The organism is Azospirillum sp. Sh1, assembly GCF_008365135.1.
Lineage (GTDB): Bacteria > Pseudomonadota > Alphaproteobacteria > Azospirillales > Azospirillaceae > Azospirillum > Azospirillum oryzae.
This window is the reverse complement of the sequence record NZ_VTTK01000015.1, coordinates 24,269-39,598: the sequence shown is the minus strand read 5'-3', so window position 1 is coordinate 39,598 and position 15,330 is coordinate 24,269. Positions and strand designations below refer to the sequence as shown.

The window sequence follows — 15,330 nt, the reverse complement described above, 5'->3', positions numbered from 1 at the left end:
CGGCCGGACCGGCCACCCCCCGTTTCCTCAGATCGCCGGAACCGTCACTTGCCGCGGCCGGCCGACTGCATGAAGTTGTCGTAGGGCAGTTCCGCCACGCGGAACCACAGCTGCACCTCGTCCAGGAAGGGCTTCCAGCTGTCGTAGACGGCCTTGAAGTCCGGGTTGGTCTTCGCGATGTCGTCGTACAGTTCGTAGGCGATCTTGTGGGCGGCTTCCATCAGGTCGCGCGGATAGGGGCGCAGCAGGGCGCCCTTGGCGACCAGACGCTTCAGCGCCTTGGCATTTTCCGCGTCGTAGCGGGCGGTCATCGCGCTGTTCGCCTCGGCACAGGCCGCCGTCAGGATCGCCTGATAGGACTTGGGCAGCGCGTCCCATTCCTTCTGGTTGATGTAGAGCGAAACCTGCGGCCCACCTTCCCACCAGCCCGGATAATAGTAGTATTTGGCGACCTGGACGAAGCCCAGCTTCTCGTCGTCATAGGGGCCGACGAACTCGACGGCGTCGATGGTGCCCTTTTCCAGCGCCGGGTAGATGTCGCTGCCGGCGATCTGGGTCGGGGCGGCGCCCAGCTTGGCCATGATCTGGCCGGTGATGCCGGCGATGCGGATCTTCAGGCCGTTGAAGTCGGCCAGCGACTTGATCTCCTTGCGGTACCAGCCGCCCATCTGGGCGCCGGTGTTGCCGGCCGGGAACTGGACGATGCCATGCTTGGCGAAGAAGGTGCGCATCACCTCCTGGCCGCCGCCATACTGGTACCAGGCGTTCTGCTGGCGGGCGTTCGGGCCGAAGGGGATCGCGGTGTCGAAGGCGAAGGTCGGGTCCTTGCCGACATAATAATAGCCGCAGGTGTGGCCGCACTGGACGGTGCCGTTCTGGACGGCGTCCAGCACCTGCAGGCCGGGGACGATCTCACCGGCGGCATGCACGCGGATCTGGAACTTGCCGTCGGTCGCCTCGGACACGCGCTTGGCGATCATCTCGGACGTGCCGACGAGGATGTCGGTGCTCTTCGGGAAGCTCGAAGCCAGGCGCCACTGGATGGCCGGCTGGGTCTGCGCGATGGCCGGGGCCGCGAGGGTCGAGGCGGCAACGGTCGAAACGGCACCGACGCCGGCCTTGGTGAGAAACGCTCTTCTTTCCACTCCCGCTACTCCGCAAGATTATTGCTGTTGCTGACGATTTCCGTGACCCGCGATGAATCAGGGAATTACAGCGACTTAGGCGAGAGTGTAACAAAGCATCCGATGCGGAGGCCCGCATCGCATAAATGTGCATGCCTGCCTTTCGAGGGGGTGTCAGGAGGCGGTGCGCAGCCGGCCCAGGAAGACCGACAGCGGCGGCATCACCAGCGTCCGGCCATCGGCGGTCAGTTCCGGCGGCAGGGCACCCGGAGCGCGCGGGACAGCCAGATCCTCCAGCTCGCCGCGGCCGCGCAGGGCGAACTCGGCCGGCCGGTCGGCCATGTTGAAGACGGCGAGCAGGCGGTCGTTCCCCGACGTCCGTTCGAAGGACAGCAGGTCGCCATGCTCCTCCACGGCGGTGACGGAACCGGCGCGCAGCGCCTCCAGGTCGCGGCGCAGGGCGAGGGCGGCGCGCCACACCGCCAGCGGGCTGCCGGTGGTCCGCTCCTGCCGGTCGACGGCGAGGTCGAGATGGGGGTCGGACACCGGCAGCCAGGGCTCGGCGACGGAGAAGCCGGCGTGGGGCTCGGCGGCGCGCCAGGGCATGGGCGTGCGGCTGCCGTCGCGGCCCTGGAAGTCGGGCCAATAGGTGATGCCGAAGGGGTCGCGCAGCTGGTGCTGTTCCAGCACCGCGTTGGGCAGGGCCAGCTCCTCCCCCTGATAGAGGCAGACGGTGCCGGGCAGCGCCGCCGCCAGCATCGCCAGCAGGGCGTTGAACGACTGCGGATCGGCACCGGCGGGCAGCCAGCGGCTGACGGCGCGCTCCACATCGTGGTTGGACAGGCTCCAGCAGATCGACTCCGGCCGCCCCGCGGCGCTCAGCGCCTGGGCGAAGCCTTTGGCGCTGAAGGGCTGTTTCGCCAGCGACAGGGTGTAGGCGGCGTGCAGCCCCTGCGGTGTGCAATAGGCGGCGATGCGCTGGCCGGCACCGGGCTGGCTCGACAGCTCGCCCAGCAGGACGCGGCCGGGATAGCGCTCCACCGTCTCGCGCAGCCGGGACAGGATGCTGCCGATCGCCGGGTGCATCATGTCGTAGACATGCTGTTGCAGGGCGAAGGGCTTCAGCGGCGGCTCGGCCTCGCGCCAGAGGGCGGCGGGATTGGAGCGCAGCTGCGGGTCATGGGCGAAGAAATCGACGGCGTCGATGCGGAAGCCGTCGACGCCACGCTCCATCCAGAATTCCGCCGTTTCGCACAGCGCGTCCATCACCGCGGGATGGTGCAGGTTCAGCGCCGGCTGGCTGGGCAGGAAATGGTGCAGGTAAAATTGCCGCCGTCGCGGCTCCCAGGTCCAGGCGGCGCCACCGAACACCGACAGCCAGTTGTTGGGCGCGGTGCCGTCGGGCTTGGCGTCGGCCCAGACATACCAGTCGGACTTGTCGCCATCCCGCGACCGCCGGCTGTCGACGAACCAGGGATGGGCGTTGGAGGTGTGGCCGCAGACCAGATCGACCAGCACCTTCAGCCCCAGCCCATGGGCGCGCTCGATCAGCCGGTCGAAGACGGCGAGATTGCCCATGCGCGGGTCCACCGCGCGATGGTCGGCGACGTCATAGCCGAAGTCGGTGCGCGGCGACGGGTAGAAGGGGCTGATCCACACCCCATCGACGCCCAGCGAGGCGACATGATCCAGTCCCTCGATCACGCCGTCGAGGTCGCCCCAGCCGTCGCCGCCGTGGTCGCGGAAGCTCAGCGGATAGATCTGGTAGAGCGCCGCCCCGTTCAGCCAGGACGCATTGGGGGCCGATGGTTTGGACTGGGAGGATGTGTGGGACAAGGCAGGAGGCTCCGCGCCGGAGGTCGCATAAGCGGTTCGCGGTGCCAGAGTCGCCTGTCGTGGCTAACGAAAGGTTACCGGCCGTTCGTGGTCACAAGACCCTGCCTTTCGTAGGGATCGGCCATCGGGACAGAAACTTGCGGACGGGTGTCCTGGGGCTTGGCCGCCGCGCTGCGCTGCGGCTATACCAGCGGCTCAGTTCGAGGAGTGGGGATGCGACGCGGCGGGACGGCGACCGAATCGGCGACGACGGAGAAGGAGCGGCGACTTGGCCGTTACCGGTTGCTCGACCTGATCGGGCGGGACGGCGATGCCCGGCTGCACCGCGCGCTCGACGGCAACGGACAGACGGTGGAGCTGTGGACGGTGCCGCTGGCCCGCCTGTGCGCCGATGCCGCCGGGCTGGAGCGGTTCCGGCAGATGGCGACCGCCGCGGCCCGACTGTCCCACCCGGCGATCCCCGCCATCCTGGCATCCGGTGAACATGCGGGAACCGCCTTCGTCGCCACCCTGCCAGTGGAAGGCCGGACGCTCGCCGCGCGGCTGGACGACGGTCCGTTGGCATGGGACGAGGCGGTCGCGACGCTCGACCGCATTCTGGACGCGCTGAGTGCCGCACACCGGGCTGGTGTCGTGCATGGTGCGCTGACCGCAGCCGTCATCCATCACAGTGGATCGGCGGCAGTGGTCGGTGGTTTCGGCCGGGCGGCGCTGACGGCCTTGGACGCAAACCGCAGGGGCGATCTGGAGGCCGCCGCCCGCCTGACGGAGCGGGTCCTGGCGGGTCAGGAGGACCGGCCGGCGGTTGTGGGCCTGTTGGCGGATCTGCGGGACGGCGGCGCCTTTCCGGACGTGGCCTCCCTGCATCTTGCGGTGACCGGACTGACCGGAGCGTCCCGTCCTTTGGCAGTCGCGCCGGCACGCTCGCGCCGCTGGCCGCTGTGGGCCGGCGGAGTGGTTCTTGCGGGTGGCGCCGTCGCTGCCGTGACGGTTCTGAACTGGCCATCGCCTCCCCCCACCGTGGCTGAGAGTCCGGCTGCAGAATCGGCGGCGGTTGCCCCACCGACACCGGCTCCCCCTGCCGCTCCCTCTGCCACTCCCTCTGCGCCCCCCTCACCGCCGGCGGCGAGCAGGCAGCCGCCGGTCGCGGCGATGGAACAGGCGCTGCGCGCCGTCCCCTGCGCGCTGGTCACGGTGGAGAAGACCAGCGGCCGGCTGCTGGTTTCCGGAACCGTGGCGGGGGAACGGGCGGAGGCGGAGGTGCGCGAGACGGTCGAGGTCCTTGCCGCCGGCTGGGACCACGGCTTCGACCTCGCCAATGCGGATGCGCAGTTCTGTGCGCCTCTGGGCAGCGTCGCCACGGCGCTGGACGCCAATCGCGGGCTGGCGGAGCCATTGACGGCAACTGTGCTGGGGGGGCCGGCGCTGAGTGCCGGCGATCCCCTTGTCCTTGAGATCCGGGCACCCGTCCGTCCGGTGCAGTTGCAGGTCGATTACTTCACCATCGACGGCAGCGTCGTCCACCTGCTGCCCAACCCGTCGGACAGCGGAGCGGCACTGGCCGCCGGTGCATCACGCCGGCTTGGCGAAAAGGCCGGAGACGGCGAACCGCAGACCGGCCGGTACTGGACCATCGGCCCGCCCTTCGGCACCGAGATGCTGCTGACCATCGCCACGGCGGCACCCCTGTTCCCTACCCCGCGGCCGGAGCAGGAACCGGCGGCCGACTATCTGGCCGCCCTATCCGACGCGCTGGCGACCATACCGGACGACGCCCCTGCCCCACTGGCGGATGCGCGATTCATCGCCACCGGCCCCTGACGAACGGCATCACGCCGTCGCGGTGAAGCGTCCGACCACGACGGTGACGTTGTCCTGACCGCCGGCCGCGTTGGCCGCGTCGACCAGGGCGGCGGCGGCGCGGGCCGGGTCCGGCTCCTCCCGCAGGATACGGGCGATGAGCCCATCCGGCAGCATGCCGTTCAGCCCGTCGGAACAGAGCATGACGACATCTTCGGGCATCAGCGAATGCACGCCGACCTCCGGCTCCACATCCTCCGCGGTGCCGAGCGCCCGGACGATGATGTTCCGCTGCGGCGCGGTCCCCCGCCCGCCATTGTCGAGCCAGATCTGGTAAAGGCTGTGGTCGCGCGTCAGGGTGCGCAACTCGCCATCGCGCAGGCGATAGACCCGGCTGTCGCCGGCATGGAAGACCACGATCTGCGCCGTGCCGGGAACCCGCCAGACGCCGGCCACCGTGGTGCCCATGCCGCGCCCCTGCGCAAATCCGCGGGCGGTGTTCAAGTCGAAAATCGACCGGTTGGCCTGCTGCACCGCCGACCGCGCGACCGACAGCGCCCGGCGCACCGCCGGTTCGGCCGCCGCCGGGTCGGTCAGGGTGCGGTCGGCATCGTCGTGGTCCGCCACGGAGATCCCGTCCACCAGCGTGATCGGCTCGATCGGCGCATGACCGCGCAGAAGTCCGCAGATCACCTCCACCGCCTTGCCGCTGGCGATGTCGCCGCCGGCATGGCCGCCCATTCCGTCGCAGACGACCGCGAATTCACAGTCGCTGCTGGCCTGGAAACTATCCTCGTTGCGGGAGCGGGTGCGCCCGACGTCGGTGAGGCCGGCGACGGTCAGGACATAGGCTGAGTTCGGCATTCAGGCGGCGGCTCCCGTCTCGCGACTGTCTGGCCCCATGGATGGTGGGACCGGATTTCCGGGCCGGCTCCATCGGGACCGGAAGCACCGGGAGACCCGGCAATACGGGAAGGGAGCGGCGACCGTTTGTCCGATAATGGCGCAAGCACCCCGAAAGATACAGCGGTGATTGTGCCGGGCGATTGTCCCGGCCCGACGATTGCCCCTGCCGATGATCGCACAGCGCAACCGCGCGGCAATAGCCCGGCTGTCCTTGGAAAACCGATGTGGTAGACTTCGACCATTCCTGTCGGACGAAGGATGGACCGCCATGGCCGCCAGCATCGGAATCGCGCTCAGCGGCTTGACCGCCCAGACGCGGCGGCTGGACGCCTCGGCCTCCAACGTCGCCAATGTCCGCTCCACCGGGGCGGTTCCCACGACCGATGGGACGGCGGAGGGAAAGCGCGCGCCCTACCAGCCGCTGGCGGTCGCACAGTCCGATGCCAATCCCGGAACGCGCGCGACCTTCACGCCGATCACCCCGGCCTATCTGCAGGAATATGCGCCGGACGACAGTGCGGCGAACGGCGACGGGATGGTGGCGGCGCCCAACGTCGATCTGGCGACGGAGCGCGTCAACCAGATGGCCGCCAGCCGCGCCTACGGCGCCAACATCGCGGTCGTCCGCACACAGGATGAAATGCTGACGTCTCTGCTCGACTCGAAAGTCTGAGCGGCCGGCTGTGCTTGCGGACGGGTTCAGACGGTGATGTTCAGATTTTGCCCGCGTGTCGGGGTGACGTTGCCGCCGCCGGAGCCACCCTCCGGCTGGACCAGCGCGGCGACGGTCGCCTGCTGCTGATCGGCGTTCTGGCTCAATGCCTTCACGCCGAAATTCATCTGGTTCTGCGCCTGCTTCAGAGCAATCGCCGCGCCGGCGGTCGATGACGTGACGTCCATGGCGATCCTGGCCCCCGGAAATAGCGCCCCCGCGAAGAGCGCGTTTTCAGATGACCACATTCACCCGCGCGGCAGAACTGCCGGCGGACGCGATGTTGGTCGAGGACGATTGTGCCACGGACGAGGACGTAGCGGAAGCCGCAAGCGCAACCGGGGCGGCAGTCGAGGTGGAAACGGCGGAGGTCGAATTCCCTGTTCCGGCAGAGAGTCCGGCGCCGGCGACCGGGGAAGCGCCGGAAGCATTGCGACCATAGGCCGCAGACTGGCTGCCCGCTTGTCCGCTTGCCTGCCCACTCCCCTGCCCATCCCCGCCGACCGTCAGCTTCAGCAGCGACGCGCGTTCCGCGTTCTTTTCCTTCTGCTGGGCTTCCTTGTACTGCTTCAGCGCCGCTTCGGTCGGGATTTGCGACACCGTCTTCCCGTTGGCCGGGTCGCGGTACAGCATCACCAGCCGCGAGGCATCGGTGTCGTAGCTGAAGGCGATGGTCGGGAAGCGGTTGACCAGCGGATTGGTGCCGCCGGCGTCCGGCTGGGGATCGGCAGGTACGGCGGAAGTCGGAGTCCGGGTGCCGGCCCCTGTTTCTACGGCATTGCTGCCGCGGGGCGTCATGAAGGCGAACGGCCGCGAGACCGTCGATGTGGCTGCCGCCACGTTCATGACCGGCTTATCCGAATCGGTGAGAATTGAACATTAAATTACCGTAACCCCGGCGGAGCGTAAAGGCTTTCTTTACTCTTATTTGGGTTTGCCAATCTAACCCTTTCGGCGAAACGCGGTTGCGCGTTACGGGCATATTCCTGTCGAAAATCCGGTTTTCCGCGCGGGCGGGCTTGCGGCGACGGCACCGGTCGTCCTAAAGCGTAGGATCATGGCCACGATCCTCGAAGCCTTGACGCTGGCGCTCGACCTTCATCTTGCCGGCCGCTTCGGCGAGGCGCAGGAACTTTACACCCGCATCCTCGATGCCGAGCCGGAACAGCCGGACGCATTGCATTACCTCGGCGTTCTGGCCGGTCAGGTCGGCCGCGGCGAGTTCGGCCTGACGCTGGTCGACAAGGCGCTGGCCCTGCGGCCGGAGGCGGCGGACATCCACGCCAACCGCGCCAACCTGCTGCGCGGCCTGGATCGCCTGGGCGAGGCGGAAGCGGGCTATCGCCGCGCATTGGCTCTGCGCCCCGATTTCGCGGAGGCCTGGACCGACCGAGCCTTCGCCCGCCATAGCCGCGGCGATGCGGCGGCCGTCGATGCCGCCGCCGAACTGCTGGAACGTGCCTTGCGGATCGAACCGATGCTGGAGCCGGCGCGGGAAAAGCTGACCGACCTGCTGCACGCGCGCGGACGGCTGCGGCTGGAATCGGGGCAGGTGACGCCGGCCCTGGCCGACCTGATCCGGGCCGCCGCACTCGACCCGCGGGATGCGGACATCGCCTTCCTGCTGGGCAACGCCCTGTTCGCCGCCGGGCTTCGCGCGGATTCGGTGATCGCCTTCCGCAACGCGCTGGCGCTGGTGCCGGATTTCCTGTCGGCCGCGCTCAACCTCGGCATCGCGCTTGCCGCCACCAATCGGGCAGCGGCGGCGCTGGCCCCGCTGCGCCAAGCCGTGCGCATCGACCCGGCCCATCCCGCGCCGCGCGACACGCTTGCCCTGGCCTTGCGGGCGCTGGGTCGTGGCGAAGAGGCCGACGCGCTGGCCCAGCCGCAGCCGGCTCCGCCCCAACCGACACCGGCGCCGAAGCCGCCGTCCCCCCGCCGGCCGCGGCGGCCCCGCTAAGCGGGGGTCCGCTCCGCCAGCACCACCAGCCCCATCACCGGCTCACCGCTTTCGTAGCGCAGCCGGTCATGGTCGCAACGCCGGAGCGAGAGCCCCGCACCCGCCACCGCCGCACGGACGTAGGCTTCGGCATGGGCATAGCGGCCATGGGTGGCGACGCGGTGGGGCCGTCCGTCGGCCGGCTCCAACTCCTCGACCGTGAAAGCCAGCCGGCCGCCGGGCCGCAGCGCCGCGCGGGCGGCGGCGAACGCCTCGTCGAGGACGCCGAAGTAGCAGAAGACGTCGGCGGCGACGACGAGATCGAAGGCGCCCGGCCGCTCGGTGAGGAAACCGACCAGTTCGGCCGCCTGAAGTTCGTCATACAGGCCGCGGGTGCGGGCGCGATCCAGCATGCCGTCCGACAGGTCGACGCCGACCAGCCGGCGGGCATAGGGCCGGAGCGAGGCGGCGCACAGCCCGGTGCCGCAACCGGCGTCGAGCACGTCGAGGCCGCTGCGCCGTTCCTCCTCCGCCAGCAGGCCGGCGAGCAGCGACGGCGCGCGGTAATCAAGCTCCGCCAGCTTGCGGTCGAACTCCTCGGCGAACAGGTCGAAGGTCTGGCGTACATAGTCGTCGGGCGCGCGCGCATCGGCCTCCTCCCCGGCGATGGCGGCGCCGATGTGGCGCGCCAGCGGGTTGGCGGGGTGGTCGCGCCGCCACAGCCGGGCCAGCGCCGCCGCCTCTTCCACCCCGCCCTGCTCGTGCAGCAGGTAGAGCACGGCGCCGAGATTGTCGTGGGCGTCGGCCCAGTCCGGCCGCAGGGCGAGCGCCCGCCGATAGCCCATCGCCGCCTCGCCGAAGCGTCCGAGGTCGCGCAGCAGGTTCCCGCGGTTGTTCCACGCCTCCGCATGGTCCGGCCGCAGCGCCAACGACTGGCGGAACGCATCGTCGGCCTCGCCATGCCGCTCCGCCTGCCGCAGGACGGAGCCGAGGTTGTAGTGCGCCATCCCCTCATGCAGGCCATGGGCGACGGCGGCGCGGTAGGCGGCGGCGGCCTCCTGCAGACGGCCGAGAGCGCGCAGGGCGTTGCCGTGGTTGTTGTGGGTCCCCGCCAGGGTCGGATCGGCCTCCAGCGCCCGCGCATAGAGCGGTTCCGCCCCCGCCGCGTCGCCGGCCGATGCCAGCGCATCCGCCTGCCGGCTGAGCCTGACCGCCGGCGCCACGGCGGCTCCCCGCAGTCCACCGCGCAAGGACAAGCGTGACCCTGCCATCGCGTGCTCTCCTCTTTCCCGCCGGCGGCGCCTGCACCGGCCGATTTGCCGCCGATATCAATGTCATCATTATCAATGGCATCTTTACCGTGATCCACCGATGATGGCACTCCCTTTGAGGGTGGGGACAGTCAGGGACGGGGCCGGAACGTGGCGAAGCACACCAACATGCTGGCGCAGGCCGTGGCACACCATCAGGCCGGGCGCCTCGCCGAGGCGGAGCGCGGCTATCGCGCGGTGCTGACGGCGGAACCGCGCAATGCCGACGCCCTGCATCTGCTGGGGGTGGTGGCCCTGCAATCGGGCCGCGCCGGCGAGGCGGTGACCCTGATCGGCAAGGCGCTGGCGCAGGCGAAGGGCGTCCCCGACTATTGGGACAATCTGGGCAGCGCGCTGTCCGCCGCCGGCAGACCGGATGACGCGGTGCAGGCCCACCGCAAGGCCGCAACCCTGGACCCGCAAGGGGCGCAGCGCCGGCACAATCTGGGCAACGCCCTGGGCGTCCTCGGACACCATGAAGAGGCGGAACAGGCCTTCGCCGCGGCGCTGGCGCTGAAGCCGGACTATGCCAAGGCCTGGTACAATCTCGGCAACGGCCATGCCGCACGCCATCGCCATGGCGATGCGGTGGCGGCGCTGGACCACGCCGTGCGGCTGGTGCCGGGCATGGTCGAGGCGCACAACAACCTTGGCGATGCGCTGGCGATGAGCGGACGGCTGGACGAGGCCATCGCCCAGCATCGGCTGGTGGCCCGGCACCGTCCGGACGACGCCACGGCACAGTATAATCTGGGCGCCGTCCTGCAGCAGAAGGGCGCCCTGGAGAGCGCGGAGATCGCCTATCGACAGGCGCTGAAGCGCAACCCGCGCCACAGCGCGGCGCTGAACAATCTCGGCAGCGTGCTGAAACGGCTGGGCCGTCCCGATCAGGCGGAAATCTGCCACCGACAGGCGCTGGAACATCATCCGGAGTTCGTGGAGGCGCGATACAACCTCGGCAACGCGCTGCAGGCACTGGGGCGGTATGACGAGGCGGCGGTCTGCTTCGAGGAGGCGTTGGCCCAGCAGCCCGACCTTGCCACCGCGACCTACAACCTGTCGCTCCTGGCGCTGCGTCACGGCGACCTGACGCGCGGTTGGACGGGGTACGAGCGGCGGTTCGCCGCCGGAGAGGCGATACCGGACCGGCGCTTCGACATCCCGCGCTGGGGTGGGCAGCTGCTGCGCGGCAAGCGGCTGCTGGTGTGGCGCGAGCAGGGGGTGGGCGACGAAGTCCTGTTCGCGTCCTGCTATCCGGACGTCGTCGCCTGGGCGGGCGGGCCGGTCACCATCGAATGCGACCCGCGGCTGGTCCCGCTGTTCCGCCGCTCCTTCCCCAAGGCCACGGTGCGGGCCGAAAGCTGCACCGGTGACGCTTTCGGCGAGATCCCGCGCGAGACCATCGTACCGCCGGACTGCGACCTGCAGGTTCCCGCGGGCGACCTGCCGGAACTGCTGCGCGGCAACCTGTCCGCCTTCGAACCGCAGCCCCCCTGGCTGGTGCCGGATCCGGCGCTGGTGGAACGCTGGCGGGAGCGGCTGGCGGCGCTGGGGCCGGGCTTGCGGATCGGCATCGGCTGGCGCAGCCAGCTGATGACGGCCGAGCGCAAGGCTTCCTATGTGCTGCTGGAACATTGGGGGCCGCTGTTCGCCGTCCCCGGACTGGTGTTCGTCAACCTGCAATATGGCGACTGCGAGGCGGAGCTGCGGGTGGCGGAACAGCGCTTCGGCGTGACCATCCACCGCTGGGCCGACCTGGACCTGAAGGACGATTTCGACGGGGCGGCGGCACTGACCGCGAACCTGGATCTGGTGATCTCGCCGGCGATGTCGGCGGGAGAACTGGCGGGTGCGCTGGGGGTGCCGGTCTGGCGCTTCGGCAGCCGCGACTGGACGCAACTGGGCGCCGGCGTCCGGCCCTGGTTCCCGTCGATGCGCCTGTTCCAGCCCAACGCCGGCGAGGGGCTGGAGGCCATGCTGGTCCGAATGGCGGTGGAGTTGGCGCGCGCGGCATCCGGCAAGCCTCCGCTGCCCCTTCCGGTCCCCGACGCGGACGGAAGGCCGGGAAGCGAGACCGACAGACTGACGGCGAATGCCGTCGCCCATTACCGCGCCGGCGATGCGGCGGCGGCGGACACCCTGGTGCGGCAGGTGCTCGACTCGACCCCCGGTCATCCGGTCGCCCTACATCTGGCCGGTGTGCTGGCGAAGCGACGCGGAGCATTGGAAGAGGCGCAGGCCCTGCTGGTCCGCGCCGTCGCCGCCGACCCGGTCAATGCCTCCGCCCATGCCGCGTTGAGCGAGGTCTGCCAGGGGTTGGGCCGCTTCGATGCGGCCGAGCGGGCGTCGCGCACCTGTGTCGCGATGCAGCCCGACGGTGTCGGGCACTGGGTCAACCGGACCGCGCTGCTGCGCCGCCTGGGGCTGGATGGGGAGGCGCGATCCGCCGTTGCCCATGCCCTGCGCCTGCGCCCCGATCTGGCGCCTGCCCATGGCCACCGTGCCGAACTGGCGCTACGTCCCGAGGATGCGGTGGCGGCCCATCGCATCGCGGTCGCCCTGATGCCGGGGGCCGCCGATATGCTCAGCAACCTCGGCACCGCTCTCCACAAGCTCGACCGTTTCGCCGAGGCCGCGCGCACGGCACGCCGCGCGATCCGCAGCGACCCCGGCCTCGCCGTCGCCTGGACCAACCTGGGCAACAGCCTGGAAGCGCTGGGCAGGGCCGCGGAGGCGGAGGCCTGCCACCGCACCGCGATCGGCCTTGCCCCGTCGTTGGCCGAGGCCCATGGCAATCTGGCCTATCTGCTGAAGCGGCAAAGCCGGCATGAGGAGGCGTTGGCCGCCTTCGATGCGGCCCTGCAGGCCGATCCCAAGCATGCGCAGTCCCACTTCAACCGCGCGCTCCTGCTTCTGGAGACCGGTGTCCTCCGGTCGGGCTGGAGCGGTTACGACTGGCGCTTCGGCACGCCGGCGTTCCGGAACCATCGGCGCCGGCTGTCGATACGGGCTTGGCGCGGCGAGAACATCGCCGGGCGGCGCCTGCTGGTGTGGCGGGAGCAGGGCGTCGGCGACGAATTCCTCTTCGCCTCCTGCTATGACGAGGCGATGCGGCGCGCCGGCCGTCTGGTGATCGAGTGCGACAGCCGGCGGGTGCGGCTGTTCGCGCGCTCCTTCCCCGATGCCGATGTCCGCCCGGAAAGCACCGACCCGCGCGACGCCGATGTCCAGATCGCCGCCGGCAGCCTGCCGCGCCTGCTGCGCACCGAGTTGAAGCGCTTCCCCGAACGGACCTCCTGGCTGGTGCCGGATCCGGTGCTGGTGGAGCGCTGGCGGGAGCGGCTGGCGGCGCTGGGGCCAGGCTTGCGGATCGGCATCGGCTGGCGCAGCCAGCTGATGACGGCCGAGCGCAAGGCGGCCTATGTGCTGCTGGAACATTGGGGGCCGCTGTTCGCCGTCCCCGGACTGGTGTTCGTCAACCTGCAATATGGCGACTGCGAGGCGGAGCTGCGGGCGGCAGAAGAGCGCTTCGGCGTGACCATCCACCGCTGGGCCGACCTGGACCTGAAGGACGATTTCGACGGGGCGGCGGCGCTGACCGCGAACCTGGATCTGGTGATCTCGCCGGCAATGTCGGCGGGGGAACTGGCGGGGGCGCTGGGTGTGCCGGTCTGGCGCTTCGGCAGCCGCGACTGGACGCAGCTGGGCAGCGGCGTCCGGCCCTGGTTCCCGTCGATGCGCCTGTTCCAGCCCAACACCGGCGAGGGGCTGGAGGCGGCACTGGTCCAGATGGCGAAGGCATTGCGGGCCACCGCATCGCCGCGCGGGAGGGGGACGGCGCCTGCCGGGGCATCTGTCGGTATTGGGGATGGCGAGACCACGGACCCCGACCCGGACCGGCTTCTGGAGCAGGCGGTCGCCGCCCATCGAGCCGGTTCCTTCGCTGCGGCAGCCCCGCTTTACGAGCGGGTGCTGGCACACCGCCCGCGGGATCCGGTGGCGCTCCATCTGTCCGGCCTGCTCGCCCACCAGACGGGCGCGCCGGAACGCGGCGAAGCGCGCATCGCAGCGGCGGTCGCCGCCGCCCCGGATTATGCGACGGCGCATATCAGCCTGGGGAACGTTCGCCTGGCACTCGGGCGGGCAGGACCGGCCGCCGCCGGTTTCCGGACCGCCCTGGCGCTTCAGCCCGGCAACGCCGCGGCGCTGACCAACCTCGGCAATGCGTTCGACGCGCTGGAGCGGAGCGGGGCCGCCGTGCCGCTCCACCGGCGGGCGGTCGCCGCCGACCCCGACCTTGCGGAGGCGTATGACAATCTGGGCGCGGCCCTCGCCCGGCTCGGCCGTTGGGGCGAAGCGGAGCGGGCCCATGCCCAGGCGCTCCGGCGGGCACCGGCGCTGGAGGCGGGATGGGTGAACCTGTCGGTGGCGCTGCGGCGTCTCGGCCGGTTGAACGCCGCGGAGCGGGCGGGCCGATACGCCCTGGCGCTCGCCCCCGCCCTGGCCGACGGAATGGCGAACCGCGGCCGGCTGCTGCGCGAAATGGGAGACGACGCGGCAGCGGCCCTGTGGTGCGGCCGTGCTCTGGCGGCCGAACCCGGCCACGCGGCGGCGGCCTTCAATGCCGGGGTTCTCGACCTCGCCGCCGGCCGGCTGGCGCAGGGATGGGAAGGCTATGATCGGCGGTTCGACACGCGCGACCTGACGTCCGCCGTCCGCCGCCCGGCGGCCCCGCTCTGGACGGGCGGTGACCTGTCGGGGAAGAGCCTGCTGGTCTGGCGCGAGCAGGGGATCGGCGACGAGCTGATGTTCGCCCAGCGCCTGCCCGAACTGATCGCCCGCGCCGGCCGGCAGGGGGGGCGCATCGTGGTGGAATGCGACCCGCGCTTCGTCCCGCTGTTCGCCCGCTCCTTCCCGCAGGCGACGGTGCGGGCAGTGCCGGCCTCCCTGGCCGAACCGTCGACCGATGTCGACTGCCATCTCCCAATCGGATCGCTGTCGCGCCATTTGGGCGCTTCCCTGACAGGGTTCGCCGGGCTGGAACCGGCATTGCGTGCCGACCCGGCGGCGGTCGACGGCTGGCGCCGGCGGTTGGCCGAATTGGGAGAGGGCTTGCGGGTCGGCATCGCCTGGCGCAGCGGCCAGCTCGATCCGGACCGCATGCCTGATTATACGCGGATCGAGGATTGGCAGCCTGTGCTGACCCTGCCGGGGCTGATTCCGGTCAATCTGCAATATGGCGACTGCGGGGCCGAACTGGCGGCGGCCCGGGAGGCTTTCGGCCGTGCGCCGCACGCCTTCCCCGACCTCGACCTGCGCAACGACCTCGATGGCACGGCGGCGCTGATGTCGGCCCTGGATCTGGTGATCGCGCCCGCCACCTCCACCGGAGAACTGGCTGCGGCGCTGGGCGTGCCGGTCTGGCGGCTGGCGCGGACGGGCGATTGGACTATGCTCGGCACCGGGGTGCGGCCCTGGTTCCCGTCGATGCGTCTGTTCCGGACGGGCCCCGGCCAACAGGTGGCCGATCTGCTGCCGGCCGTGGCGGCGGAGCTTGCGCGTCCCGGTCGGGCCATCGGTTGAAAAGGCCGGCCATCGCAAAGCAGCGCATCAAAAAAGCCGGGTGAGGCGACCCGCCTCAACCCGGCCTATTGAACCCCTGTTCAAGGGTGATGTCTGAAGGTCGATGCTGTGATTGGGGGG

10 protein-coding genes are annotated in these 15,330 nt (G+C 70.5%); 4 read left to right on the top strand and 6 right to left on the bottom strand.

Annotated features, from left to right (window positions below; all coding sequences use genetic code 11):
• Positions 1 to 44 precede the first annotated feature (44 nt).
• A complete protein-coding gene (locus tag FZ029_RS16735) occupies positions 45 to 1,145 on the bottom strand; it encodes a TRAP transporter substrate-binding protein (protein WP_149270252.1) in 1,101 nt (366 codons plus the stop codon).
• A gap of 153 nt (positions 1,146 to 1,298) precedes the next feature.
• On the bottom strand, positions 1,299 to 2,960 hold the full coding sequence (locus FZ029_RS16730; RefSeq protein WP_247892334.1) for an alpha-amylase family glycosyl hydrolase: 1,662 nt from the start codon (positions 2,958 to 2,960) through the stop codon (positions 1,299 to 1,301).
• Positions 2,961 to 3,173: 213 nt separating this feature from the next.
• Here FZ029_RS16730 and FZ029_RS16725 point away from each other — a divergent pair, with 213 nt between their 5' ends.
• A complete protein-coding gene (locus FZ029_RS16725; RefSeq protein ID WP_149270248.1) occupies positions 3,174 to 4,781 on the top strand; it encodes a DUF4384 domain-containing protein in 1,608 nt (535 codons plus the stop codon).
• A gap of 9 nt (positions 4,782 to 4,790) precedes the next feature.
• On the opposite strand, the gene FZ029_RS16720 is transcribed toward FZ029_RS16725, so the two are convergent.
• On the bottom strand, positions 4,791 to 5,624 hold the full coding sequence (locus FZ029_RS16720; RefSeq protein ID WP_149270246.1) for a protein phosphatase 2C domain-containing protein: 834 nt from the start codon (positions 5,622 to 5,624) through the stop codon (positions 4,791 to 4,793).
• 310 nt (positions 5,625 to 5,934) lie between these two features.
• Here FZ029_RS16720 and FZ029_RS16715 point away from each other — a divergent pair, with 310 nt between their 5' ends.
• On the top strand, positions 5,935 to 6,339 hold the full coding sequence (locus FZ029_RS16715; protein WP_149270244.1) for a flagellar basal body rod C-terminal domain-containing protein: 405 nt from the start codon (positions 5,935 to 5,937) through the stop codon (positions 6,337 to 6,339).
• A 26-nt stretch (positions 6,340 to 6,365) separates the two neighbouring features.
• On the opposite strand, the gene FZ029_RS16710 is transcribed toward FZ029_RS16715, so the two are convergent.
• Together FZ029_RS16710 and FZ029_RS16705 are read right to left on the bottom strand one after the other, a co-directional pair.
• Positions 6,366 to 6,566: a putative motility protein gene (locus tag FZ029_RS16710; protein WP_146205356.1), complete on the bottom strand. Its 201-nt coding sequence runs from the start codon at positions 6,564 to 6,566 to the stop codon at positions 6,366 to 6,368.
• A gap of 46 nt (positions 6,567 to 6,612) precedes the next feature.
• Positions 6,613 to 7,224, bottom strand: coding sequence for a hypothetical protein (locus FZ029_RS16705; RefSeq protein ID WP_188051960.1), 612 nt, complete (start codon positions 7,222 to 7,224; stop codon positions 6,613 to 6,615).
• 211 nt (positions 7,225 to 7,435) lie between these two features.
• On the opposite strand from FZ029_RS16705, the gene FZ029_RS16695 reads away from it, so the two are divergent.
• On the top strand, positions 7,436 to 8,338 hold the full coding sequence (locus FZ029_RS16695) for a tetratricopeptide repeat protein (RefSeq protein ID WP_149270238.1): 903 nt from the start codon (positions 7,436 to 7,438) through the stop codon (positions 8,336 to 8,338).
• On the opposite strand, the gene FZ029_RS16690 is transcribed toward FZ029_RS16695, so the two are convergent.
• On the bottom strand, positions 8,335 to 9,588 hold the full coding sequence (locus FZ029_RS16690; RefSeq protein ID WP_149270236.1) for a methyltransferase: 1,254 nt from the start codon (positions 9,586 to 9,588) through the stop codon (positions 8,335 to 8,337). The two genes, FZ029_RS16695 and FZ029_RS16690, sit on opposite strands and share 4 nt — an antisense overlap.
• Before the next feature lie 150 nt (positions 9,589 to 9,738).
• On the opposite strand from FZ029_RS16690, the gene FZ029_RS16685 reads away from it, so the two are divergent.
• A complete protein-coding gene (locus FZ029_RS16685; RefSeq protein WP_247892333.1) occupies positions 9,739 to 15,210 on the top strand; it encodes a tetratricopeptide repeat protein in 5,472 nt (1,823 codons plus the stop codon).
• Positions 15,211 to 15,330: the final 120 nt, after the last annotated feature.

Bases quoted from the DNA above. Each gene is read 5' to 3' on its own strand.
- FZ029_RS16695 (WP_149270238.1), top strand. From the start codon at position 7,436: ATGGCCACGATCCTCGAAGCCTTGACGCTGGCGCTCGACCTTCATCTT.
- FZ029_RS16725 (WP_149270248.1), top strand. From the start codon at position 3,174: ATGCGACGCGGCGGGACGGCGACCGAATCGGCGACGACGGAGAAGGAG.
- FZ029_RS16690 (WP_149270236.1), bottom strand. From the start codon at position 9,588: ATGGCAGGGTCACGCTTGTCCTTGCGCGGTGGACTGCGGGGAGCCGCC.
- FZ029_RS16705 (WP_188051960.1), bottom strand. From the start codon at position 7,224: ATGAACGTGGCGGCAGCCACATCGACGGTCTCGCGGCCGTTCGCCTTC.
- FZ029_RS16720 (WP_149270246.1), bottom strand. From the start codon at position 5,624: ATGCCGAACTCAGCCTATGTCCTGACCGTCGCCGGCCTCACCGACGTC.
- FZ029_RS16715 (WP_149270244.1), top strand. From the start codon at position 5,935: ATGGCCGCCAGCATCGGAATCGCGCTCAGCGGCTTGACCGCCCAGACG.
- FZ029_RS16710 (WP_146205356.1), bottom strand. From the start codon at position 6,566: ATGGACGTCACGTCATCGACCGCCGGCGCGGCGATTGCTCTGAAGCAG.